The sequence below is a fragment of the Oxalobacteraceae sp. CFBP 8761 genome, assembly GCA_014841595.1.
Classification (GTDB): domain Bacteria; phylum Pseudomonadota; class Gammaproteobacteria; order Burkholderiales; family Burkholderiaceae_D; genus Telluria.
The window spans coordinates 33,602-55,030 of sequence record JACYUE010000005.1 but is presented as its reverse complement, the minus strand read 5'-3'; the positions used below and the strand labels follow the sequence as shown (position 1 = coordinate 55,030).

20 protein-coding genes and 1 pseudogene are annotated in these 21,429 nt (G+C 59.4%); 5 read left to right on the top strand and 16 right to left on the bottom strand.

Annotation, left to right across the window (positions count from 1 at the left end; translation table 11 throughout):
* Nucleotides 1-13: 13 nt before the first annotated feature.
* The gene (locus IFU00_21410) at nt 14-874 is read right to left on the bottom strand and encodes a hypothetical protein (GenBank protein MBD8544839.1); all 861 of its coding nucleotides are present in this window, start codon (nt 872-874) and stop codon (nt 14-16) included.
* Between the two features lie 142 nt (nt 875-1,016).
* Between IFU00_21410 and folE the strand changes: the two genes are divergently transcribed.
* Both folE and IFU00_21400 read left to right on the top strand, forming a co-directional pair.
* Complete coding sequence (folE, locus tag IFU00_21405) at nt 1,017-1,583, top strand: GTP cyclohydrolase I FolE (GenBank protein MBD8544838.1); 567 nt, start codon at nt 1,017-1,019, stop codon at nt 1,581-1,583.
* A gap of 87 nt (nt 1,584-1,670) precedes the next feature.
* Nucleotides 1,671-1,994: a transposase gene (locus tag IFU00_21400; protein MBD8544837.1), complete on the top strand. Its 324-nt coding sequence runs from the start codon at nt 1,671-1,673 to the stop codon at nt 1,992-1,994.
* 3 nt (nt 1,995-1,997) lie between these two features.
* On the opposite strand, the gene IFU00_21395 is transcribed toward IFU00_21400, so the two are convergent.
* From IFU00_21395 to IFU00_21360, 8 genes are all read right to left on the bottom strand, one after another.
* Complete coding sequence (locus IFU00_21395) at nt 1,998-2,414, bottom strand: hypothetical protein (GenBank protein MBD8544836.1); 417 nt, start codon at nt 2,412-2,414, stop codon at nt 1,998-2,000.
* 50 nt (nt 2,415-2,464) lie between these two features.
* Entirely contained in the window at nt 2,465-3,124 is a 660-nt protein-coding gene (locus IFU00_21390; protein MBD8544835.1) for an HAD hydrolase-like protein, read from the bottom strand.
* A 75-nt stretch (nt 3,125-3,199) separates the two neighbouring features.
* Entirely contained in the window at nt 3,200-4,114 is a 915-nt protein-coding gene (locus IFU00_21385; GenBank protein MBD8544834.1) for an AraC family transcriptional regulator, read from the bottom strand.
* Nucleotides 4,115-4,227: 113 nt separating this feature from the next.
* Complete coding sequence (locus IFU00_21380) at nt 4,228-4,755, bottom strand: hypothetical protein (GenBank protein MBD8544833.1); 528 nt, start codon at nt 4,753-4,755, stop codon at nt 4,228-4,230.
* Nucleotides 4,752-5,609, bottom strand: a complete 858-nt coding sequence (locus IFU00_21375) for a prepilin-type N-terminal cleavage/methylation domain-containing protein (GenBank protein ID MBD8544832.1) — start codon at nt 5,607-5,609, stop codon at nt 4,752-4,754. The genes IFU00_21380 and IFU00_21375 overlap by 4 nt, the downstream gene beginning before the upstream one ends.
* 20 nt (nt 5,610-5,629) lie before the next feature.
* On the bottom strand, nt 5,630-6,073 hold the full coding sequence (locus IFU00_21370; protein ID MBD8544831.1) for a prepilin-type cleavage/methylation domain-containing protein: 444 nt from the start codon (nt 6,071-6,073) through the stop codon (nt 5,630-5,632).
* Nucleotides 6,063-6,512, bottom strand: a complete 450-nt coding sequence (locus IFU00_21365; GenBank protein MBD8544830.1) for a hypothetical protein — start codon at nt 6,510-6,512, stop codon at nt 6,063-6,065. Before IFU00_21365 ends, IFU00_21370 begins: the two co-directional genes overlap by 11 nt.
* Nucleotides 6,513-6,532: 20 nt before the next feature.
* Nucleotides 6,533-9,271 (bottom strand): polymer-forming cytoskeletal protein, encoded by a 2,739-nt coding sequence (locus IFU00_21360; protein ID MBD8544829.1) that lies wholly within the window; start codon nt 9,269-9,271, stop codon nt 6,533-6,535.
* Between the two features lie 189 nt (nt 9,272-9,460).
* Between IFU00_21360 and IFU00_21355 the strand changes: the two genes are divergently transcribed.
* The gene (locus IFU00_21355; GenBank protein ID MBD8544828.1) at nt 9,461-11,098 is read left to right on the top strand and encodes an ATP-dependent helicase; all 1,638 of its coding nucleotides are present in this window, start codon (nt 9,461-9,463) and stop codon (nt 11,096-11,098) included.
* Nucleotides 11,099-11,131: 33 nt separating this feature from the next.
* On the opposite strand, the gene leuA is transcribed toward IFU00_21355, so the two are convergent.
* Nucleotides 11,132-12,814: a 2-isopropylmalate synthase gene (gene leuA, locus IFU00_21350; protein MBD8544827.1), complete on the bottom strand. Its 1,683-nt coding sequence runs from the start codon at nt 12,812-12,814 to the stop codon at nt 11,132-11,134.
* Between the two features lie 545 nt (nt 12,815-13,359).
* Between leuA and IFU00_21345 the strand changes: the two genes are divergently transcribed.
* Together IFU00_21345 and IFU00_21340 are read left to right on the top strand one after the other, a co-directional pair.
* Nucleotides 13,360-14,466: a DUF839 domain-containing protein gene (locus IFU00_21345; protein MBD8544826.1), complete on the top strand. Its 1,107-nt coding sequence runs from the start codon at nt 13,360-13,362 to the stop codon at nt 14,464-14,466.
* Nucleotides 14,467-14,493: 27 nt separating this feature from the next.
* The gene (locus IFU00_21340; protein MBD8544825.1) at nt 14,494-14,805 is read left to right on the top strand and encodes a hypothetical protein; all 312 of its coding nucleotides are present in this window, start codon (nt 14,494-14,496) and stop codon (nt 14,803-14,805) included.
* Nucleotides 14,806-14,813: 8 nt separating this feature from the next.
* Here the strand turns inward: IFU00_21340 and IFU00_21335 are convergent, their stop codons facing one another.
* The 6 genes and pseudogenes from IFU00_21335 to IFU00_21310 form a co-directional block, all read right to left on the bottom strand.
* Nucleotides 14,814-15,563 (bottom strand): HNH endonuclease, encoded by a 750-nt coding sequence (locus IFU00_21335; protein ID MBD8544824.1) that lies wholly within the window; start codon nt 15,561-15,563, stop codon nt 14,814-14,816.
* A 142-nt stretch (nt 15,564-15,705) separates the two neighbouring features.
* Nucleotides 15,706-16,143, bottom strand: coding sequence for a hypothetical protein (locus IFU00_21330; GenBank protein MBD8544823.1), 438 nt, complete (start codon nt 16,141-16,143; stop codon nt 15,706-15,708).
* Nucleotides 16,144-16,155: 12 nt separating this feature from the next.
* The gene (locus IFU00_21325) at nt 16,156-16,359 is read right to left on the bottom strand and encodes a hypothetical protein (GenBank protein ID MBD8544822.1); all 204 of its coding nucleotides are present in this window, start codon (nt 16,357-16,359) and stop codon (nt 16,156-16,158) included.
* A 494-nt stretch (nt 16,360-16,853) separates the two neighbouring features.
* Nucleotides 16,854-18,605 carry a hypothetical protein gene (locus tag IFU00_21320; protein MBD8544821.1) on the bottom strand — a complete coding sequence of 584 codons (1,752 nt, stop codon included), beginning with the start codon at nt 18,603-18,605 and terminating at the stop codon, nt 16,854-16,856.
* Between the two features lie 306 nt (nt 18,606-18,911).
* Nucleotides 18,912-19,664, bottom strand: a pseudogene (locus IFU00_21315) (transposase).
* A 75-nt stretch (nt 19,665-19,739) separates the two neighbouring features.
* Entirely contained in the window at nt 19,740-21,398 is a 1,659-nt protein-coding gene (locus IFU00_21310) for a type I restriction-modification system subunit M (protein MBD8544820.1), read from the bottom strand.
* Nucleotides 21,399-21,429: the final 31 nt, after the last annotated feature.

Here is a 21,429-nt window from a genome sequence, read left to right as displayed (position 1 = left end):
ACCTGACGTGGCGCTACGGCGCTGCCGGACCGGCGTGGTGCGCCATGGTTTGCCCGACCTGTACCCGGGCCGGCTTGGCGCCCGTGCTGCGCAGGTTGATCGCGCGTTGCAGGATGTCGAACCAGAACGGCGCGCCGAACAGCGTCGTGCTGGCAGTGATCAGCCAGCCGGCGACCTGCAGCACAAACGCGGCGTCGAGCACCGGCGGAAAGCTGGCCCAGCCGAGCGGCAGCGTCGCCAGATCGCTCACCAGATTCGCGTCGAGCGCGGCAGGCACGGCGCCGATGCCGGCAGCCAGGGCCGGATGCCGCCACAGTGTCTGGAACAGATTGATACTGTCGATGTTGAGCAGGATTGCCAGCAGCAGCGCCAGCAGGAACGACACCAGCAACTGGCGCCGTTTATAGGCGCCTGACAGGCGCGCCATAGTGCTGTCGAACCAGCCGCCGAGCGCCGCCTGAAAGCGCTGCACGTCGCCGCCCGTTTGCACGTACAGCGTGTTCAGCACGCGCCGCAATTGCGGATCGGGCACGGCGGCGATGGCGCTGTCGAGCGCTATGCCGCCCCCGCTGATGGCGTCGATCAGGGCAATCGCGAAGTTGGCCGGTTCGATGTAGGATGGGCCGGGATGCGGCGGTGCGTGCGGGTCGGTAAGGTCGTCATGCGCACTGATCAAAAGGTGTGCGTAGACCGCGCGCGCAGTGCCGGTGAACTGCGGGTCGCGCAGCATGCGCTGGATGCCGGCGCGCAGCATGCCGGCGCGCAGGCTGAACGCGGCTGACAACGCCTCTTGCAAGGTAGTGACCGTCAGTGCCAGGGAGCCGTAGCAGAATGCCATGCCGATGACGACTTCCATGACCGTGCTGCCGAACATGACGCTCTCCCTGAATCATGACAGTGCTCAACGTTATGAGATATGTCGCATGCAGGGGATGATTTAGCGCAAGAATAAGGCCACCCGACCGGGGCCAGACGTTTTCTATATACTGGCGGCAATCGTTATTTTAGGGTGCACCATGTCTGACAAAGAAGCTTTCACCGAACACGACTGGCGTCGTCTATTGAAAACGCTGGGCGAAAATCCGGACCGTCCCGGCCTGATCGAAACGCCTGCGCGCGTGACCAAGGCCTGGAAGCACTGGACTTCGGGTTACGACCAGAATCCGGTGGAAGTGCTCAAGGCGTTCGAAGACGGCGCCGAGGAATACAACGAGCTGATCGTCGTGCGTGGCATCCCGGTCTACAGCCATTGCGAGCACCACCTGGCGCCGTTCTTTGGTAAAGCCACCGTTGGGTACCTGCCGAACGGCAAAATCGTCGGCCTGTCGAAGCTGACCCGCCTGGTCGATATCTTTTCCAAGCGCCTGCAGGTGCAGGAACGCATGACGATGCAGATCGCCAATGCGCTGATGGAAGTGCTGGAACCGAAAGCAGTGGGCGTGGTCATCAAGTGCCGCCACCTGTGCATGGAAAGCCGCGGCATCCGCGCCATTGGCGAAGAAACCATTACCTCGACCCTGCTGGGCGAGCTGCAGCCGAACCTGGCACTGCGAACCGAGTTCCTGGCGCTAGCGCGGGACTAGCTAGGTTCAATTATTTTGGGTAGACTGTAAATACAGCTAGGGAACCTGTTCCAGATCCGGGCCTCCAAGCTGTTTTGGAGGTCACCCATGGACCGAGCTGTCTACCCCAGCGATATACCCCGCGAACACTTCGAGGTCGTGCGCGCCATGCTTGAAGCGGCGCGCCGCAAGACGCGCCCGCGCAAGCACGATTTATACGACGTGTTTTGCGCCGTGTTGTATTTTTTGCACACTGGCGCCACCTGGCGCGCGATGCCACCCGATTTTCCACCGTGGCGCACGGTGCACGAGTATTTCACGCAGTGGACCATGCAACGCGAAAACGGCCAGTCGCTGCTCGAAAGCGTGCTCGAGAAATCAGGTCGTGACGTCGAGCTCACCCGATTGCGCGCGCTGACGCAGCGCTACTGAGCATTATTCGCTGGCCGCTTCCGGCTTCTCGAAGTTGAGCTTGTTGTCGCTGTCCAGCGTAAAGATCCCCAGTGGCAGGCCGGTGACGGCGTCGGGGTCGGGCGCCTTCAGTTCACTACAGGTCGTGGTGTCGATCTGCCATGCCTGGTCGTCTGCGCGCAGCGTGTAGACGTTGTTGCCGTTGCCGAACAGCTCAACCTGCAAGTCGGCCAGCCACACCGAGCCCAGCTCATACTGGCGCTGGCAATCCGGCAGGCGCGACATGACGACGCGCAGCGTGCCTTCTTTCGTCCAGAAATTGTCCTTTTCCACCTTCAGCGTGATCGCATGATCGGTATTCAGGTCGATCACGTACGTCGACGTCTCGATGAAGCAGCCGCTCAGCAGCAGCGGAGCCAGGAAGATGAGTGGAAGGCGCATGAAAGGTCCGTTGTTCATTGATGCAGTTGCTGCCGAGTATAGCAACTGGCCTATGCGTCCGGGCAATTCCGTGGCGGGCACGCCTGGCCTGTGAGCGACAGCAGATCCGCCGGCGTCCCGAACTCGCGCTCCGGCGCCACCCGGCGCAGCGCTTCCATCGACGCATAGCCCCAGCCGACCGCCCCGAACGCGATCCCGGCCCGGCGAGCGGCGTCGCCATCGGTCGTCTGGTCGCCGACATACAACGCCTGGATCGCCGGCACCGTGGCACGGCGCACGACCTTGCGGATGCGCGCCGCCTTGCCGAAGATCGACATGCCGCATTCATACTGCCCCACCAGGCTTGCCAGTTCCGGCCCCAGCACGTCGCGCACATTGTCTTCGGCATTGGACGAGACCACCGCCAGCCGCACGCCATTACGGTCGAGCTCGCGCAGCGTGTGGGCGATGCCGTCGAACAGTGCGATGCGGCCGGTGGCGCCGCGCATGCGGTCGATGAACGAGCGCGAGGCAATCGGCAGCTTCCAGGCCGGCATCCCGACATGGCGCATGATGTCGCGCGGGCCGTAGTGGCGCAGCTGCTCGGCCTGCGCCGCGTCGACGCGCCGAAAACCGTGCTGATCGGCGATCTCGTTGAACACGCTCATGAAGAAAGGCCACGAGTCGGCCAGCGTGCCGTCGAAGTCGAAGATCGCCAGGCGATAGCTCATGCGCGGGTCAGTGGAGTCGAAGTCATGCGACGATTATAGAGACCGCCGCGCCGGCACGTCGCCGGCACGCCCCTGTCAGCGCATCGCCTGCAGGCCGCCCGCCTGGAGCGACTGGCGCAGCCGCGTCGCATCGCGCCCTGGCGACAGGCCGAAGAAGCGCGCGTATTCGCGCGAAAACTGCGAGCTGCTTTCGTAGCCCACCGCATGGCCTGCGCGCGCCGCGTCGATCGACCCGGCCAGCATCAGCCGCCGCGCTTCTTGCAGGCGTAGCTGCTTCTGGTACTGCAGCGGACTCATCGAGGTCACGGTCTTGAAGTGCTCGTGCAGCGTCGACGAACTCATGCCCACCTCGCCAGCCAGGCGCTCGACGCTCAGTGGCCGGTTGTAATGATCCTTGATCCAGCAGATGGCCCGCGTGACCTGCGCGATGCGGCCATCGCCGCGCGCGCAATGGCGCACGGTGTCGGCATGCTCGCCGGTGAGCAGGCGATAATGAAATTCCTTCAGCAGCAGCGGCGCGAGCACCGCGATGTCGTGGGGCGCATCGAGCAGGCGCACGAGGCGGTTGGCGACCTCGAGCAGCGCGGGCGTGGTCTCGCTCAGGAACAGCCCGCGCGCAGGGGGCGTGCCGCGGGCGGCCGGCCGGGCTGGCAGTTCGAGGTCGAGCGCGGCGAGCAACTGCGCGTCGAGATCGACCCGCAGGCACAGATAGGGTTCATCCTCGGTCGCCAGCGTCACGCAGCCGGTCACCGGCAAATCGACCGACACTACCAGGAACTTGGCCGTATCGTACCGGTAGTCAGTGCCGCCCAGCGAGACCAGCTTGGCGCCCTGCGCGATGATGCACACCGCCGGCGTGTGCACGACACGCAGCGGTTCGGTGGTCTGGCCGCTGCGGATCAGCCACACGCCGGGGATCGGGCTCCGGTGCATGCCGTCGCCGGGGGCGTGCTGCGCAATCTGGGTGGCGAGGTCGCGGATCGCTTGCATGGGCAGTTTCTCGGGTCGGTGAACAACATGCCATTAGACCACCGGCGCGGCGTGCGATGGTCCGGGAAGATTGCACGATCCTCCGGCAAGGCCTCCGCTTCCGACGATAACACTCACACGCAAGGCGCGCCGTTGGTCAGCAGGCAGATGGTGGCCACTTGCGCGCGCTCGACGTAATCGGCCCGTGGCACGCTGCCGGGGTCCGGGCAGGTTGTGGCAGTGCCATTGCAGGCCACGGCCTCGATCCGGTAGATGCGTTTGACAACCGGCGACGAGTTACCGCTGTCATCGATCGCTTCGCCCTCGTTATAGGCGCGGAACGAACAGCTGACACTGACCAGAAATCCGGACTCGGCACGGAAGTCATTGAGATGGTTGACCGTTCCCGCTGGCGCTGCATTGCTGGTCGACAGAGGGGCCTGGGAGCAGCGCTGCGCCGGGTTGTTGAAAACCCATTCAAGGCCACCGCGCGCCGCCAGGCTGGCACGCGAAGCCAGCAAGGCCTGGTTGACGGTGCTCTGCTGCGTCTCGGTCAGGCGCAACAGCACGACCGCAATGCCGGCAATCACCACCAGGAAGATCACGGCAGCAATATAGGCGAAGCCCGACTGGCGCCGGGAAAGGATGGGGAAGCGGCTCATGGCAGGTTGTCGACGTGGGTGCCGATCGTGAGCGGGACCGATTCACCGCGCTCGGTCAGCGTGAGCTGGAGTTGTACGAAGCCGCTGTCCTGGGTCGCGCCCTGGTTGGTGTAGACGACGAAGCTGCAGGCCGACACCCGGGTGGCCACGATGGCCGGTGTGCCGGCCGGCGCATTGCACGTCGTTGCGCCAGACGTGGTGCGGGAAAACCGTGTCAGGAAGCCTGTGCCGTTGCCGGTTGCTTTGTCGACGCCCTGCGTACAGACGTAAGTAACGACGCGCTCGCCTCCTGGCACGACCAGGAAGCGGCCGCCATCGTACCCTTGGGGAATCTGGATCGGCGCGTTCAGCATGATGCGGCTGATGCCGGCCTGCGCATTCGGCGATGGCCCGGCCAGCGCGCTGACCGTGCCGACATTTGAGTCGTTATACACATCGTCCGGACTGCGGTTGCCGATCACGATCGCATCGCCTGGCGTCGGCATCGCGTTGAGCGGCGTGAGCACATCGAACGCGGTACCGGTTTCGGCATCGTTGATATGGGCGTCGTCGGGATTGACCGTGTCAGGGCCCATTCGATAACGGCCGCCATCGCGGGTCGGCACCAGGTCCAGGCATTGCGGATTATTCAGGCGCAGCGAATTGGGCACGGCGGCGCGCACCTCGGTGGTGATCCTGCGCAGCGCGGTGTCAGCCTGACTCGTCAGGCCTGCGCGCTGGCTGATCAAGAGGTAACTCTGAATCGCCGGGGCCAGCTGCATCGTGAGCACGCCGCCGATGATGCCGATCAGGACGATGACCAGGATCAGCTCGACCAGCGAGAAGCCGCCATCGCGCTGCACGCCCCGGCGCATGGAATGGCGCATGGAAAGGCTCATGGACGCGTCCTCCAGCCGACCAGACGCAGATCCTGGGCGCCAGGCGCGCGCACGATGACCTGAACGCGCATGGCGTCGGCAGCGGCCACGCCGGTGATGCCCTGCTGGTTGACCTGCACCTGCACGGTATAGCGGCCCAGGCCCGGGACAGCGCCGCCGTTGACATTGCTGACGGCGACAGGCCCGTAGCCGTTGTAGTCCATGAGGTCATTGAAAAACAGGCGGCCCGCCTGATTCGGCTGGGCGACGAACGGCTTTTGCATGACCTCTTCCATCATCGATTCGGCGATCGCCAGCATTTGCTGGGTAACCAAGGGATCGGTCGAGGCGATATTGGCGCGGTTGTAGGCAGCCACGAGTCCTGCCAGGGCGGTGCCCACGATCACGATTGCGACGATCAGTTCGATCAGCGTGGTGCCTGCCATGCGCTTAATGGACATAGCCAGTGCCTCCGTCGAGCGTGATGGTGCGCCGGATGGCGTCAGCACCGTTGATGGCGATGTCGACCCTGCCCAGGCGTACGCCGTTGCCGTCATCGATGGTGCCGTCGGGCCGGAACAGCAGCAGCGTGGGCGCGCCGCTCATGACGATACCTGCTTCCTTGCTGTCGTACAGACCATCGGTGATGCCCTGCAGCTGCACGTTGCCGCAGAGTCCGTTGCCGACAGCGGTACGCACGCGCAGCGTCAGCGTGGTTGCCGTCATGGTCACGCATACCGTGCGGCGCCGCGCGACCGCGCTTTTCTGGGCCATGCGCAGTCCACTGGCCACCTGGTCGCCAAACAGGGCCGCGCCGGTCGCGCTGTCTCCCATCAGGCGCGGGACAGCGAAGGCTGCCAGCACGCCGATCAGCACCATCACCGTGATCAGTTCAACCATCGTGAAACCCTGCTGGCGGCTCAATTGAACACCTGGCGCACATGGATGATGCGACGCTCTTCGGCCGACTGCTCGCCAAAGGTGGCGCGCGCCGATGGATCGGCGCAGCCCGTGGGCAGGCGCAGCCAGGCCAGCCGGGCGCCGGTGTTCGTGGGATACACGGCCTTGTTGCACGGCTGGGGCTGCGTATCATTGCCCAGATTGATCGCCAGGTCGATCCAGCCGGGCCGGTCACCCGTCAGATCGACTTGCCCGCGGCCGCTGGCCAGTACCACGGCACTCTTGACGGCGCCAATTGTCGGCGCCACGCCGCCCGTCACTTTGGGCCGGGCCGCTTGCACGAACGCGCTGGCCGGAATCACGGTGAAGTCATCCTTCTGATTGAACAGCCAGCTTTTGCCGGTCCAGTAATAGGCTTCAATGCGCATCGGCAGTGGCGTGTTGGTGCGACCGAATGCATTGGCGATACGCAGGCGGCCACTATGGACTGCAGGCCGGGCTTTTTCATAAGTACCTTTGCCGTCGCCCGATGTCACCACACCCCCGCTGTTGCTGGCCCTGAGCAAAATGCTGGCAGCGATCGGCGCCGCGGTTGTCGGCCCATAGGCCGGCCTGGCCTGTGCGAGCCCGGCCTTGAAGGCGCTCGCCGGCACGGTGAAGTCCTTCAGTTCGGCACTGGTGTCCTTGATTGCAGCATAGTCGGCCGGATTGAGCGCAGTCAGCGTCACCGTTTCGCTCAGGCCCAGGTCGCCCGAATAGTTCGTGGTCATGGCGCCTTGCGCATTCATCGCCGCCACCTCGACAGGGATGGGCTCGCCGGCATAGTAGAACGTGCGTGTCGTGCTTGCAGTCGGATAATCGACCTTGAAATACTTGGGGATGAAGGGGCCGACGGTCGGCGTGCATGTCGCTGACTTGCCACTGGTGCTCAGCACTTCTACCTTGCTACCCAAAAAATCGCTCAACGTCGCTTTCAGGTCCAGCATGCCGACGTCGCCCCACGCCAGGGTCGCCACACCGACGCCGCTATTGAATTCCATTTTGGCGCCGGTGAACAGGTTCGCGCTTCCCTTGCCCACGCAGGACACCGCAATGTCGGTGAGGGTGGCGCCAGCTGCCAGGGTGCTGCGGTTGAAACTTGGCGTGGTGGCGCCGGCCTCGTTGACCGCCGTGACGGTGACCTGGAAATTGTCGCCCGCGCGAACGGGTGAGGAAGGCAATGCTGAAAAGATGAATTTGTTGGGCACAACGGTCACCGTGGTGTCGCCCTGGGCGTCGTCGAACGACGCCAGAAGCTTGAGCGTGCCCACATCCTGGTAGGCCAGCGTCAGCGCTGCCTTGCCGTAGTCATCGAAATAGCTGCTGACGGCTTGCGCCGCACCGTTGGAACACACCAGCGTGGCGGCGCGTTTGGTCGTGGTATCGGTCAGCAGCAAACCCTTGGTGTCGACACTGGTCGTGACATGCTGGCAGGCGTACGCGATATCCTTGCTGGTTTTCTTGAAGGCCGCCACGCACTGGCCGGTGGCAGGGTCGGGCGCGAGTGCCGTGACGATTGCGCCTGCGCTGAGACCAGCCTTGTGGTGGTTCGCATCGATCCGGAAGCTCACGCCGCTGGCGAACGTCATCGCGCAGCTGGTGGTCTTGCTCGTGCTGTTGTAGCAGGTGGTGGCCGGTTTGGCGCCACTTTGCGTCAGTTGCAGGGTGTCCGCGCCGGCCGTGTTGCGCGACACCTGCGCCAGCGTGGTGCCGGAGCTGTCGATGGTGGCCGCCACTGCACCCGGCGACAACGTGATTTGTGCGCCGCCCTTGTACAAGGCGCTGCAAGACTCGTTGGCGCAGGCCGTCACGGTCACGCTTTCCGGCGCGCAGGTGCGGCCGCTGCCGTCATGGGTGATCTGAAAATGGTGCAAGGGGGCCGTGGCCGGCTTGGCCGACTCACAGGTCGGGCCTTCGGGGGTGTTGACCGGATAGCCGCTCTGGTTATTCACGCAGTCGCACTCGCCAGGGCTCGTGCCCGATTTGCAGATGATTTTCTTGGCCACGCGGCCGTGCCAGTCCAGCTTTGCAAAGTCGACCGCTGCGTTGCCCGTGATGAGCGCCTCCGAGGCTTGCAGCGTCATCTGACCGGTGTCGACGTTGCCGTCGATCGTGCTGCCCGAGCCCAGGAACAGGCTCGTGGACGCCTTGACGTCGCCCGTAATGCTCACCGGTGTGCCGATGGAGACCGTGGTGCCGGTGACGGGGCCAGTGATCGTCGTTTTCGATCCGATGGTGACTGGCCCGGTGGACAACAGCGTGCCGGTGATCTGCAAGGTTGACCCACTGCCCAGCACCAGCGACGCGGCGCTGATGTCGGCCTTGAAGGTCTGCACCTGGTTGCCTGCGGTGAAGGTTTTGGCTGAGCTGAAGGAACCACCGGACACATTGAGGTTGCTGGGCGGAAGATCGGCAATGCTCAGATTGCCCGTACTGGTCAGGCGCGCGGTACCTGACATCGTCAGGCCCTGGTTGTAGCCGAACGTGAAATCGGACCGCACGCTGACGGTGTAGCCCGTCTCGATGACGATCTTGTCGTCCGCTGCGATACCTGCACTGCTGGGGCAGGTGTACACCTTGCCCGACAGCGAGCAGCCCGGTACTGCCGCGCCGCCGAAGCGGTACGTCGCGCCGGCTTGGGCGGCGCCGGCCGCGAGCAGCAGGCCGATCAGGACCAGCGCCGTGCGCAGGATCAGCGAGAACGGGGAAGTGAAATACACGAGGAAACCTGCACGAAACGGGATGAACGAAAGTGTGCACTGGATTGCCGTACGGCCACAATAGATTTTTCACTCAGGCAACCATTCGACAGCTTTCCACACGTCCAGTGCGTGCTATGGACAACGGTGTGTGACTATCATGCAAACAGTCTTACAATAGTTTCCACCTTATTAACGTTAGCGGACACCATGGCCCATATCCAACCAAGCGGCTGGCGCGAACTGTCCGTCACGGGCGCCGCCGCCCGCGAAATCGAGACGCTCGCCTACCTGGAGCAGCGCCTGGCCGACACGCCCTACGTGATCTACCACGGCGTGCACTGGACGAATGTCGAGCAGGGATATTCGGTGTATGGCGACGTCGACTTCATCGTGCTCGCGCCGAATGGCCGCATGGTAGTCATCGAGCAGGTCGCCGGCTTTTTGAACGAGACGCCGGACGGCCTGGTCAAAAGCTACCAGGGCAAGCCGCGCAAGGTCCGCACGCAGATCCTGGCCACGATCGAGGGCCTGGCCAAGCGTTTCCAGGGCACGCTGTCGATCGACTATCTGCTGTACTGCCCCGATTACATCGTGCGCGATCAGCCGCTGGCCGGCATCGACGCCGACCACATCATCGACGCATCGAACAAACCCAAGCTGGCGCGCGTGATCCGCGAGGCGCTGCCCATCACCGAGCGCACCGACGACTTCGACAAGGTCACACGCTTCCTGGGCGACACGCTGAACCTGCGGCCCGATCCAAGCGCCATGATCGGCAATGCCGAGGCGATGGTCACCAAACTCTCAGGCGGCCTGGCGACCTGGGCGCGGCGGCTCGATTTCTCGCCATTCCGGCTGCACGTCATCGGCACCGCCGGCAGCGGCAAGACCCAGCTGGCGCTGGCCGAATACAGCGCTGCCATCGACGCTGGCCTGCGTCCGCTGTACGTCTGCTTCAACCGGCCGCTGGCCGACCACATCGAACGGCTGGTGCCGGCCGGCGGGCGGGTGGCGACCTTTCACATGCTGTCGGACGCCTGGCTGCGCGCGCAGGACATCACGCCCGATTACGCGGCGGCGGATGTGTGGGAAAAGATCGAAGCATCGATGGCCGACGCCACGTTGCCCGAAACCTGGCAATTCGACGTCGTCATCGTCGACGAAGGGCAGGATTTTTCGGTGGCGTGGCGCGACATCGTGCTGCGCATGCTGAAAGAAGGCGGGCGCGCGATCTGGATGGAAGACCCGGACCAGAACCTGTACGGCCGCGGGATGGTGCCGCTGCCGGGCTGGGTGACGCTGCATTCGCATGTGAACTATCGCAGCCCGCGCCAGATCGTCGACATGCTCACGTCCATCGGCGCATCGCACCAGCCGGTGGAGGCGGGCAGTCCGTTCAAGGGCGCCGACATCGAAGAGCTGACCTATCCCGAAGGCGACGTCGAAGCGATGCTGGCGCAGACGCGGCGCGCCGTGACGTCGTGCCTGGCGGCCGGCTTCGGGCGCCAGGACATCGCGATCTGCGCGTTTCGCGGCCGCGAAAAGTCGGCGATTTTGCAGCTCGATCGCCTGAGCGACGCGCACTCGCTGCGCTCGTTCACGGGGGCATATGACTTGTTCGGCACGCCGGTGTTCCGCGAAGGCGGGCTGCTGGCCGAATCGGTGTACCGCTTCAAGGGGCAGTCAGCGCCGGCGCTGATTTTTACGGAGATCGATTTCGAAGAGCTCGATGAGCAGACGCTGCGCAAGCTGTTCGTGGGGATGACGCGCGCGCGGCTCAAGCTCGTGCTGGTGATGAGCGAGCGCGCGTCGTTGCAGATCGTGGATCGGATGAGCGGGCGGTGACATGGACGGGATTGCCCCGTCCACGCGATGTCGTTATGCCGCCAGAGCGTCCGAATTCGGCTCGGCACTCACCACATGGCGGTTCACTGCCGACAGCACTGACTTGAACGACGCCGTCACGATATTGCTGTCGATGCCGACACCGAACAACGTCGGGCCGTTCCCCACCCGCAGCTCGACATAGCACGCCGCACGGGCATCGGCGCCCGAGCCGATCGCATGCTCGTGGTAATCCATCAGGCGAATCTCGAGGCCCATCGCCGTGACGAACGCATCGATCGGGCCGTTGCCGCGCCCGGAAAACACTTGCGGCGCATGGTGGCGCGCCACGTCGACTTCGAGCTGCACGTCATGCGCGCTGTCTTCGGTCATGCGGTGCGCGATGTAGTGATACGGCTCTTGCTGGTCCAGGTACTCGCGCGCAAACAGCGCGTGCAAGTCGGCCGGGTTGATTTCGCGGCCGCTCTCGTCGGCCTGGCGCTGCACGACGCGCGAGAACTCGATCTGCAAACGACGCGGCAGTTGCAGGCCGTATTCCTGCTCGAGCAGGTAGGCCATGCCGCCCTTGCCCGACTGGCTGTTGACGCGGATGACCGCATCGTAGCTGCGCCCCAGGTCGGCCGGATCGATCGGCAGGTAGGGCACTTCCCAGATCGCGTCGGCCTGCTGCTTGGCAAAACCCTTCTTGATCGCATCCTGGTGCGAACCCGAGAACGCCGTGAACACCAGATCGCCCGCATACGGATGGCGCGGGTGCACCGGCAGCTGGTTGCAATCCTCGACCAGCTGGCGCACGGCGTCGATGTCCGAGAAGTCCAGGCCCGGGTGCACGCCCTGCGTGTACAGGTTCATCGCCAGCGTGACCAGATCGACGTTACCGGTGCGCTCGCCGTTACCAAACAGGCAGCCCTCGACGCGGTCCGCACCGGCCATCACGGCCAGTTCGGCGGCAGCAACTGCGGTGCCGCGGTCGTTGTGCGGGTGGACGCTGATGACGAGCGATTCGCGGTTGTTCAGGTTACGGCACATCCACTCGATCTGGTCGGCGTAGACGTTGGGCGTGGCCGCTTCGACGGTCGATGGCAGGTTGACGATCATCTTGTTCTGCGGAGTGGGCTGCCAGACGGCGCTGACCGCATCGGTGATCTGCTTCGAGAAGTCCAGCTCGGTCGTCGAGAACGATTCCGGCGAATACTCGAGGCCCCACTGGGTCTGCGGATGCTGGGACGTCAGGTCCTTGATCAGCTGCGTACCCTTGACGGCGATCTGCACGATCTCGTCACGCTCCATATTGAACACCACGCGGCGGAACACCGGGGCGACCGAGTTGTAGACGTGGACGATCGCGCGCTTGGCGCCAACGGCCGATTCGACGGTGCGGCGAATCAGCTCATCGCGCGACTGGGTCAGCACGATGATCGTGACGTCGTCCGGGATATGCTTGTCGTCGACCAGCATGCGCACGAAATCGAAGTCGGTCTGCGAGGCGGACGGGAAGCCCACCTCGATCTCCTTGATGCCGATCTTGACCAGCATCTTGAAGAAGCGCAGCTTCTTCTCCGGGCTCATCGGCTCGATCAATGCCTGGTTACCGTCGCGCAGGTCGGTGCTCATCCAGATCGGCGGTGTGGTGATGGTGCGGCTTGGCCACTGGCGGTCTGCCAGGTCGATGGCAGGGAAGGGACGGTACTTGGCGGCGGGATTGGTCAACATGATCGGGTGCTCCTGATTGGTTTGGTCACTGGGCGGCGGTGAAACCTTGGGTGGCGGAGGCTGCCGGACGGGCCACGAAACGCGAGGCCCGGCAACCGGTCGGTAGGTTTAGCGCTGCGGATGGAACGCAAGCGCTCGCCGCCAGGATGGACCCGGTGAGGAAAAACGATGAAGCGAAAATTGGCGTGGTAGACATCTGCGACTTTCCTGCTGCTGTGGAGACCGGCGTGTGCCGGGCGTACGGCCGAACGATCAGGCGCGTAGTAGCAGTGCAGCTAGCGATAGCGCGCCAGCGGCTGGGAGAGTGTTCGACAGATGCAGGGTGAAAGACATAATTTCGACTTTAAGGAACTCGGCGCCGTATGTCAAGCGGACAATAGGCGCGTGTGGAAAAGAAAGTACGGGAATTCGGACCGGTTCTCTGCCGCAGTCTGAGCGGTGCATACGGCTTTCAGGCTGTCGTTTATGCAGGTGCCATGGAAGAGAGCACCTGCTTGCAGGATGGCGCGTGATAGCATCGACGGCGATACTTTCTGGAGGTTTTGCCAATGCGCCGCCCTGTTAACTATGTGTCCCGTTCGCGCTTGAATCTGCTTGGCGCCCTTGGTTTGATGGCGCTGCTGGCCGGTTGCGGCGACGGCATCCCGAAGGACAAGGACAAGGACGATGACAAGCCGCCACCGGCACCAACGGCGGCGCTGTCGGTGTTCGCGGGCGATCCGACTGCCGATGGGACCATGGACGGCACCGGCACGGCGGCGCGCTTCAACAATCCGCACGGGCTGGCGATCGACAGCAGCGGCAACGTCTACGTGGCAGATCGCGGCAACTACGTCATCCGCAAGATCACGCCGGACGGTGTGGTGACAACGCTGGCCGGCGGCGCAGGGCAGAGCCGGCTGACCAATGGCGCTGCCGCCAATGCGCGCTTCGTCAATCCGGTCGCGTTGACGGTGGGGAGCGGCGGCACGGTGTATGTGGCGGACGATGTGAACATCCGCAGCATCACAACCGGTGGCCAGGTCGCGACGGTGACGACGATCCCGGTTGGCAGCAACATCGCGACAGCGAGCCGGCCTGACGTCACGCCAGGGGCGATTGCCGTCGACGCCAATAACAATCTCTACATCACTAATAACTACGGCACGCGCCGGTTCGCCATTGGCGCGGGCGGGACGGGGATTCTGGAAGGGCAGAACACGGTGGGCGACCTGTTCGGAACGCGCACGCTGGCACCGCGCGGGGTGGCGGTCGATAGCAGCAATGTCGTGTACTTGTTCGATCTCGAGCGCGAGATCAGTCGCTGGAATCCGACGGCCAATTTTGGGTCGGACAATCTGTTCACGATTGCTGGTGCACCGAACGTGCGCGGCGCGGTCAACGGTACTGGCAATGCGGCGCGCTTCGAGCAGGTGGTGGCGCTGACGGTGGACCCGCAGGGCAATGTGTATGCAGCGGATGCGGTGAATAACCTGGTGCGCAAGATTACGCCGGCGGGTGTGGTGACGACGGTAGCGGGGACGACGCGGGCGACGACGTTGCGGGTTGGTGATTTGCCGGGGAGCTTGGGTGACATTCGCGGCATCGTTACGGATGGAAAAGGGTTGCTGTACGCGACATCGGGAAATGCGGTGGTCAAGATTCGGCTGCGGTAAGCGGGGCGTCAGCGATAGGGAGATTTTATGAAGACGCTTGCCCTCGTTCCTGCTCTTCTTCTGTTTTCCTTCTCGCCCGTTTTCGCAGCGGAAAAACTGCCAAACGATGTCAGACAGTTCATTGCGCAACGCGACGCGTGCGATCACTTTCGTGGCGAGCTACCCGAGCCTGAAGAGGCGGAGCGGATGCGAGAAGTCACTGGCCAGATCGAGAAACGCTGTCGCGGTACCGATCGGCGACTTCGCTTGCTCAAAAAGAAATATGGCAGCGATGCCAACGTGAAAAAGCGGCTGAACGTGTATGACGAACAGATCGAGCCGCGAACCAATCAGCGTTAGCGGGCACGTTAATCCAACGCTGGCACCTCGACGATCAGCCGAGCAATTTTTTGATACAAGGCGAGCTTGAATTCATCGCGGTCGATCGACGAGTGACATCGGCGATGGCAATTCGGACAGAGGGCGGCCGCGTTTGCTGTAGTGTCGGAACCGTGGCTCGACAGTGGCATGACGTGATGGACTTCGAGGTAGGGCAGGCCGTCTCCGCCCATGAACGGTGCGGGAGCATCACAACCTTCGCAGCGACCGTTTGCGACTTGCAGCACCCATGCTTTAACCGCCGGGTCTCGCACGTAAGAGGTCGCAATCGTCGATACCATGGCTGGTTGAAAGCTGCCGAGTGGACGCGTAGCAAGCTTTTGCTGCCGCAATGCCGTCACGTTCCTGGCCAATCTTGCCGGATCGGCTGTTGCAACGAACGGTTCAAGAAATTCGACGCCGCTCGTATGCAGCAGCGTGATCATCTTTTCCTTGACGGTGGTGCCAATATTTTTCGCAGGCAGATAGCCCACGATCCAGGGCATTTTCAGCTCATACAGCGCTGCCGATATATTCTGCATGCGGAACTCAATGGAGCCCTTGGTCCGCGTCGCAAGTGGACCGGCCCTTAAATCACGGTTTATCTGGGCCTTGCTGTATGGCTGGCCATTCAATTCGGCCCGCAGCATGTCGAGGTATGCTTCGATAGCACGCAACAACTCATCGTCCGTCCATGGACTGTTACTGATAACGGGTGACTCGTGGACGGATTCGGACATGACGGGAAGAACATAACGTTCTCCCCAGTCTATCGACTGTTCAATATCTCAGCAACAACATTTGCGAATTCTCGTCGTGGTCGTTAAAAGAAAACCAACCAGGATGGCCGCTCAGACGGCCGGCCATCCCAATACTGACCGTTCAAGCCGGCATCATGACAGCCTGACTTCCATACACAACCATCCGGCCGCCGTGCTGGCGCTGCCACGCAGCGGCGGTAGGCTGGTCTGCAAACCAGACATGCTCATGGTCGCCGAACGCGCCGAGGTCGAGCCGGAACCGATCCAGAATCTCGCTCGGGCGACGATCGATGTCGCGTTTGCAGGCATCCCAACTCGCATAGCCGAGTTCCGCTGCCAGCGTGCGAAACATATGCTTGAGTTGTAGTTTGGCGCGAGCATGGTAAAGCTCGGTCAGGCGTGGCATCGAAAACGCGCGCGCCGCGTGGACACGGCGGACGATAGGGAGCGCCTTGCTGGGTTGGTCCGAGTGCGCGCTGCGCAACATGCCACGGGCGTGGCGGCGCAAAAAGTCGGTGTTTGTGTCGAGCGGGATTTGTTGCTGAGTTTGGGGGCGCATACCTGATCCTATTCACATGATGTTGCCGCTCTCGCTACGGCGACTGTGATTGAACAGGTACGACTCCTGAAACGGATTTTCCTGAGCAGGTGCGTTGGCTTTCGCGAGAGCTGGGCCGCCTGCACTGCCCAGCGTCAATACTAGCACGAGTTGCACGCCATGTAACGGTGCCTGGCGCGTATCCAATGAAAAAGGGCCAACCGAATGGTTGGCCATTCTGGCCGATCGTTCAAGTAAACTGTAGGATCTCAAAATAAATGAAATCGGTTCCTATACAAATTCAGGGCTAAGTCATGTAATTTGAGACTGGCGGCAAAGGCTGTCTCAAAATACGTGAAAATTCCCTAAAGAAATCTCACAATAGGTGAAATTTTCCTACCGGTCAGATCCAGTTCCAACCCATTGGCCGGCGCCAGCGCGATTTGCGTCGAGTACGCCAACGCCCTCGACAACCGCAGGCAGCGGTCAAGGTGCTTCAGCGCTACGTTACGTGGGATAAAGTGGCAAGTGCCGACAACAAGAAACAATCGCATGGATACCCGGGGCACATTGACGCCCGGCCGTGTCATAAACCCAGAAAAAATATTCAGACCGTACGCGGTCATCTGGGAAACGACCGTTGAGCCGCGGAAATTTCAAGATGTACTTTAAAAGCAGGATGCAGGCATCAAGAAATTCAGTCGGTCGACTTTGGCTCTCATTAGGAAAAATTATATTTCGATTGGTTTATAATCACGGAAATATTCCTGGATAGACCGATGGAAGAATTTTACCTTCATAATGGATCCACGCCTCATCTGTGAAGGTACAAGTAATGAAGTCAAAACCAGAGTGCTGGAATTTATATTCATTCTCAAAGTCTCAGTCACGATTGGAAGAATACAATTAACATCGATAGATTCTAACATTTCTCCTGACTCGACATCTTTCATAAAATTTGATACTTGCGCCATAGCAGAAAGCATGTTGCTAACATATTCATTCCGGTCAAAATCACCCTCAATTGGCACTCTAGGCAACATGAGGTCACGATTGATCTTCGATCGGCACCAATGCTCAATAAGTATATTTTGATTGGCTAAATCCCATTCTTGATTTTCAAATATTAAGTCCAATGTCATTTGCATGAATAATGGATGGCTCAACAGATCGCGAGACAAAGCCCTATCAGAACTTTTTACGCTAAGTATCAACTCATTAATTGCATGCTTCTGGCTCTGCTCTGACACTCTAGACAAAGCCGCAGTCAATAAATTTAACCCCTGCTCAGTTGTCCAATTGCCCAACTCAAAAACATCGATATGGCGCTTGGGGTCTTTTATTTTACTTACCCCATCAAAGATCGAGGCGTAATTTCCACTTAACGCTTCAAAATGTTCTTTGCGAGTAGTCAAAATTATTGGACATTGAATGTCCGTTAACTCTTTTGTTAATGCATTAAGACCCGCTGCGGTTCCGTAAGATCTATGCTCATCTAACCCATCAATTACCAAAAGAAATCTATGATTCTGTTGCGTCAACAATTTATTGAGGACCACTGCTGCAACATTCGTTAATACAATAGCGTCTTGCTCATCGAAGTCTTCTAAAACTTCAATAGCCGAAATAATCCGTCGCAAAAGCAAATTCGTATTCAGTCCGTCTAAGTGGGCCGTTATGGCAGCCGCTGGAATGTACACCACAGAAAAACCAACTGCACTTGCCAATTGCAAGGCAGTGGTGGTTTTTCCAATGCCGAAACTTCCAATTAACAAAGAGTATCTTGATTTTGCATTCGGGGCAACAAACTCCGCTGCGTTACATGTCTTAGAACTTTCAACCGATATAGAAGGGCCAGTAAATGCTGAAGGCGCCCATCTACTATGGGTAACAGGGACTTCAGACACAAGAAGATTGCCAAAATGAAAATAATCTAAATGATTTTTCAAAAGAACTAATGAGCGTTCATTTAATTTATTCCTGATTTTTTCTGTTAAGTGAGTCTCAACGGCACTGACAAAAACTTCCCTGCCAAAAACTTTAAAATTCTTTGCTTTTCCGTTCGCGATGAGAAGATCAAGCTCCACTTGAATTAGATCAGCCTCGGCTTTTTTAGCTTCATTTCTGTTGTGCAATAAAACATATGTATCGCATGTTAATCCTGATTTGGCGAATTTTCTTATGGAGGGAATGATCTGTTTTCTTACTTGTTGTTCCTGGATTTCTTCTTCAATTGTAAATCCCTTCGCCTGTACGACCACTTCAAAGTGCTTCGTAGACCCTGTTTCAACTAGAAGATCGATGCCTTTTCGATCCATCTGCATTAATCGTGGAGAAGCAATAATGGCAGGCCACAGCACGCGCAGGTATGGAAGCACTGTACGTTCAAAATCGTCTCCAGTCGAAATTTTTAGCCGGCCCAACAATTTTCTCCAAGCAATTTTCATCTGTCTTCCCATTTGAATTGGCAACAGTTCGGCCAATACTGAATTTTAACAAAATTCTAGTTGTTTAAAACTATTTAAAAATAATTGGGACGTCAGACGGCTTTGTTGGGCAAAACGCTGATATGAGCAGTGCATGTATTGGCTCAGAAAATTCCTGATGAGGGCGCTTGTGGTTGTAAACTGATTCCAGTCGCCCATCCGCGGCTGGCATGTTGCAATGTCACAAAGCGGTGCCGATGCGTACACTGCCCCTTCAAAGTGCGGATCCTTCGCTCCACCATTCCATTTTTATTGTGGGCAGTGTGAATTCCTGACAGACGTAGCTGCGCACTAAGGCTGTAAAATCCGCTCGGACGGCGGTAAGAAATCGACCTCGATCCACAAGCCCTCGCGGTTGAAGTCATCTATTACATTGAACAAACGGATGCTGCGCCCATCGGCAAGCTGGTCATGCATGAAGTCCATCGACCAGCTCTGGATTGATCGCACTCGGCATTGCCAACGGCAGCGGTTTCTCCCGCACCAGACGATGACGCGGTTTGATCCGCAGGTTCAGCTCGAGTTCGCGGTAGATTCTATAGACGCGCTTGTGGTTCCATGTGAAGCCTTTCACGTTGCGCAGGTACAGGAAGCACAAGCCAAAGCCCCAGTTGCGCTCGTTGTTCGTCAGCCGTACCAGCCAGTCGGCAATGAGGTTGTTTTCCACGTCTAGCTTCGCTTTGTATCGGTAGCAGGTCTGGCTAATGCCAAATGCCTGGCACGCCAGCCTGACCGTGGCGGACCGCTCCAACACGGCCTATTGCGCCATCTCTCGCCGCTGAGATGGTGCTATCATTTTTTTGTCAGTGCCTCCGCGACAATCTCGGCCTTGAGGCGCTCCTCGACATACATCTTCTTGAGGCGACGGTTTTCCTCTTCTAGCTCCTTCATGCGTGCCATCAGCGAGGCATCCATGCCGCCGAACTTGGAGCTCCACTTGTAGAACTTAGCGTTGCTGATGCCCTGCTCGCGGCACAGCTCTGATACAAGGCTGCCGGCTTCGGCTTGCTTGAGAATGGCGATGATCTGGCTGTCGGTAAAGCGGGAGGTCTTCACGCCGAGGTTTCTGTTTCTTAAGTAGAAAATTCTACTTCTGATCGTGCTCTTTTTGTGGGGGGATTACCCTATGTCTTACATTTCGACCCCGTTTCCATATGGAAGCAGTGGTAGCCCAAGTTCGCTAAGAAATTTATTGTGATGATCGGTGGCGGTCTTGATCTTTTGATCGAGACTTACGAGTTGGTCATGCACCGCTTCGAGGTCTACTCCCTCCTCCGCTTCCGCTATACTGACATAGCGGGAGATGTTGAGGTTAAAATCGTTCTTCTCGATTTCATCCATGCGGACACGTCGAGAGTAACGCGTTTCTTCGTTGCGGTATTTATAAGTCTCTACAATACGCGCAATATGCGTTTCGGCAAGTTGGTTTTGGCGTTTGCCTTTATCAAAGTGCTCGGCCGCGTTGATAAAGAGCACGTCATCTGCTTTCTTGCATTTTTTTAATACAAGAATGCAAACTGGGATACCTGTCGAGTAGAATAAGTTCGCAGGTAACCCGATCACGGTATCGATATGTCCATCCTGCAGCAGCTTGCGGCGGATACGTTCTTCCGCACCGCCACGGAACAATACGCCGTGCGGCAAAATGATTGCCATGACGCCATCCTCTTTCAGGTAGTGCAGCCCGTGCAGCAGAAAAGCAAAGTCAGCGGCGCTCCTGGGTGCCACACCATGGTTCTTGAAGCGCATATCTTCGCTGATCGTATCGGTTGGATCCCAACGATAGCTGAACGGTGGATTCGCTACCACTGCGTCGAACTGCGGCTTCTTCGCTGGATTCGTTTCGCGCAGGAAATCCCATGCATTGGTCAGCGTGTCGCCGTGGTAAATCTCGAACTCAGTGTCTTTCACTCCATGCAGCAGCATATTCATACGTGCTAGGTTGTAAGTGGTGACGTTGTATTCTTGGCCATAAATCTTGCCAATGCTGCCGCCAGCATCTTTCATGCGATGACGTATGTTCAGCAAAAGTGAGCCGGACCCGCAGGCGAGGTCGAATACGCTCTCCAGTTTCTTACGCGGCCCTTCCTTGGGCTCCTGACTATCGAGCGTGACGATGGTCGAGAGAATGTTCGATATCTGTTGCGGAGTGTAAAACTCGCCGGCCTTTTTGCCCGAACCTGCTGCGAATTGCCCAATCAGGTACTCGTAAGCATCGCCTAATGTGTCAGTGTCACTCGAAAACAATGACATGCCACGTGCTAGCTCAGAGATAACCGAGCACAGCTTGGCATTGCGTTCCGAGTATTGGCGACCCAGCTTGTCCGAAGCAAGGTTGATCTCCGAGAATAACCCCTGGAAGTTGCTTTGAAAGGATTTCTCCTCGATGTACTTAAAGCCTTTTTGCAGCGTATCGAGGAGCCGGTCGTCCTGCTTCTTAGCGAGGCGAACGATGCTACCCCAAAGAAAATCTGGCTCAATGACGTAATGCACCTTGCGGCGCATCTGTTTTTCGAAATCTTTAACGTCGACGGCGTTTTCTTCGTACCAATGGGCTAGCGGCGGGCGTGAAGGAATCTTGTTATCGCTACTTCCCTCGTCCGATTCCCGCTTCGGATAGTCCGCTCCTAATTCCTTTTTAGCCGCCTGCTCGTAGTTGTCAGAAAGGTAGCGCAGGAACAGGAAAGAGAGCATATAGTCGCGGAAGTCGTCCGCATTCATCGAGCCGCGTAGCTGGTCAGCGATGTTCCAGAGGGTCTTACCCAGTTGTTTCTGATCTTGTTCGGTCATATTTTTGGTCGGTTCTTGATGTTGTGTTTTC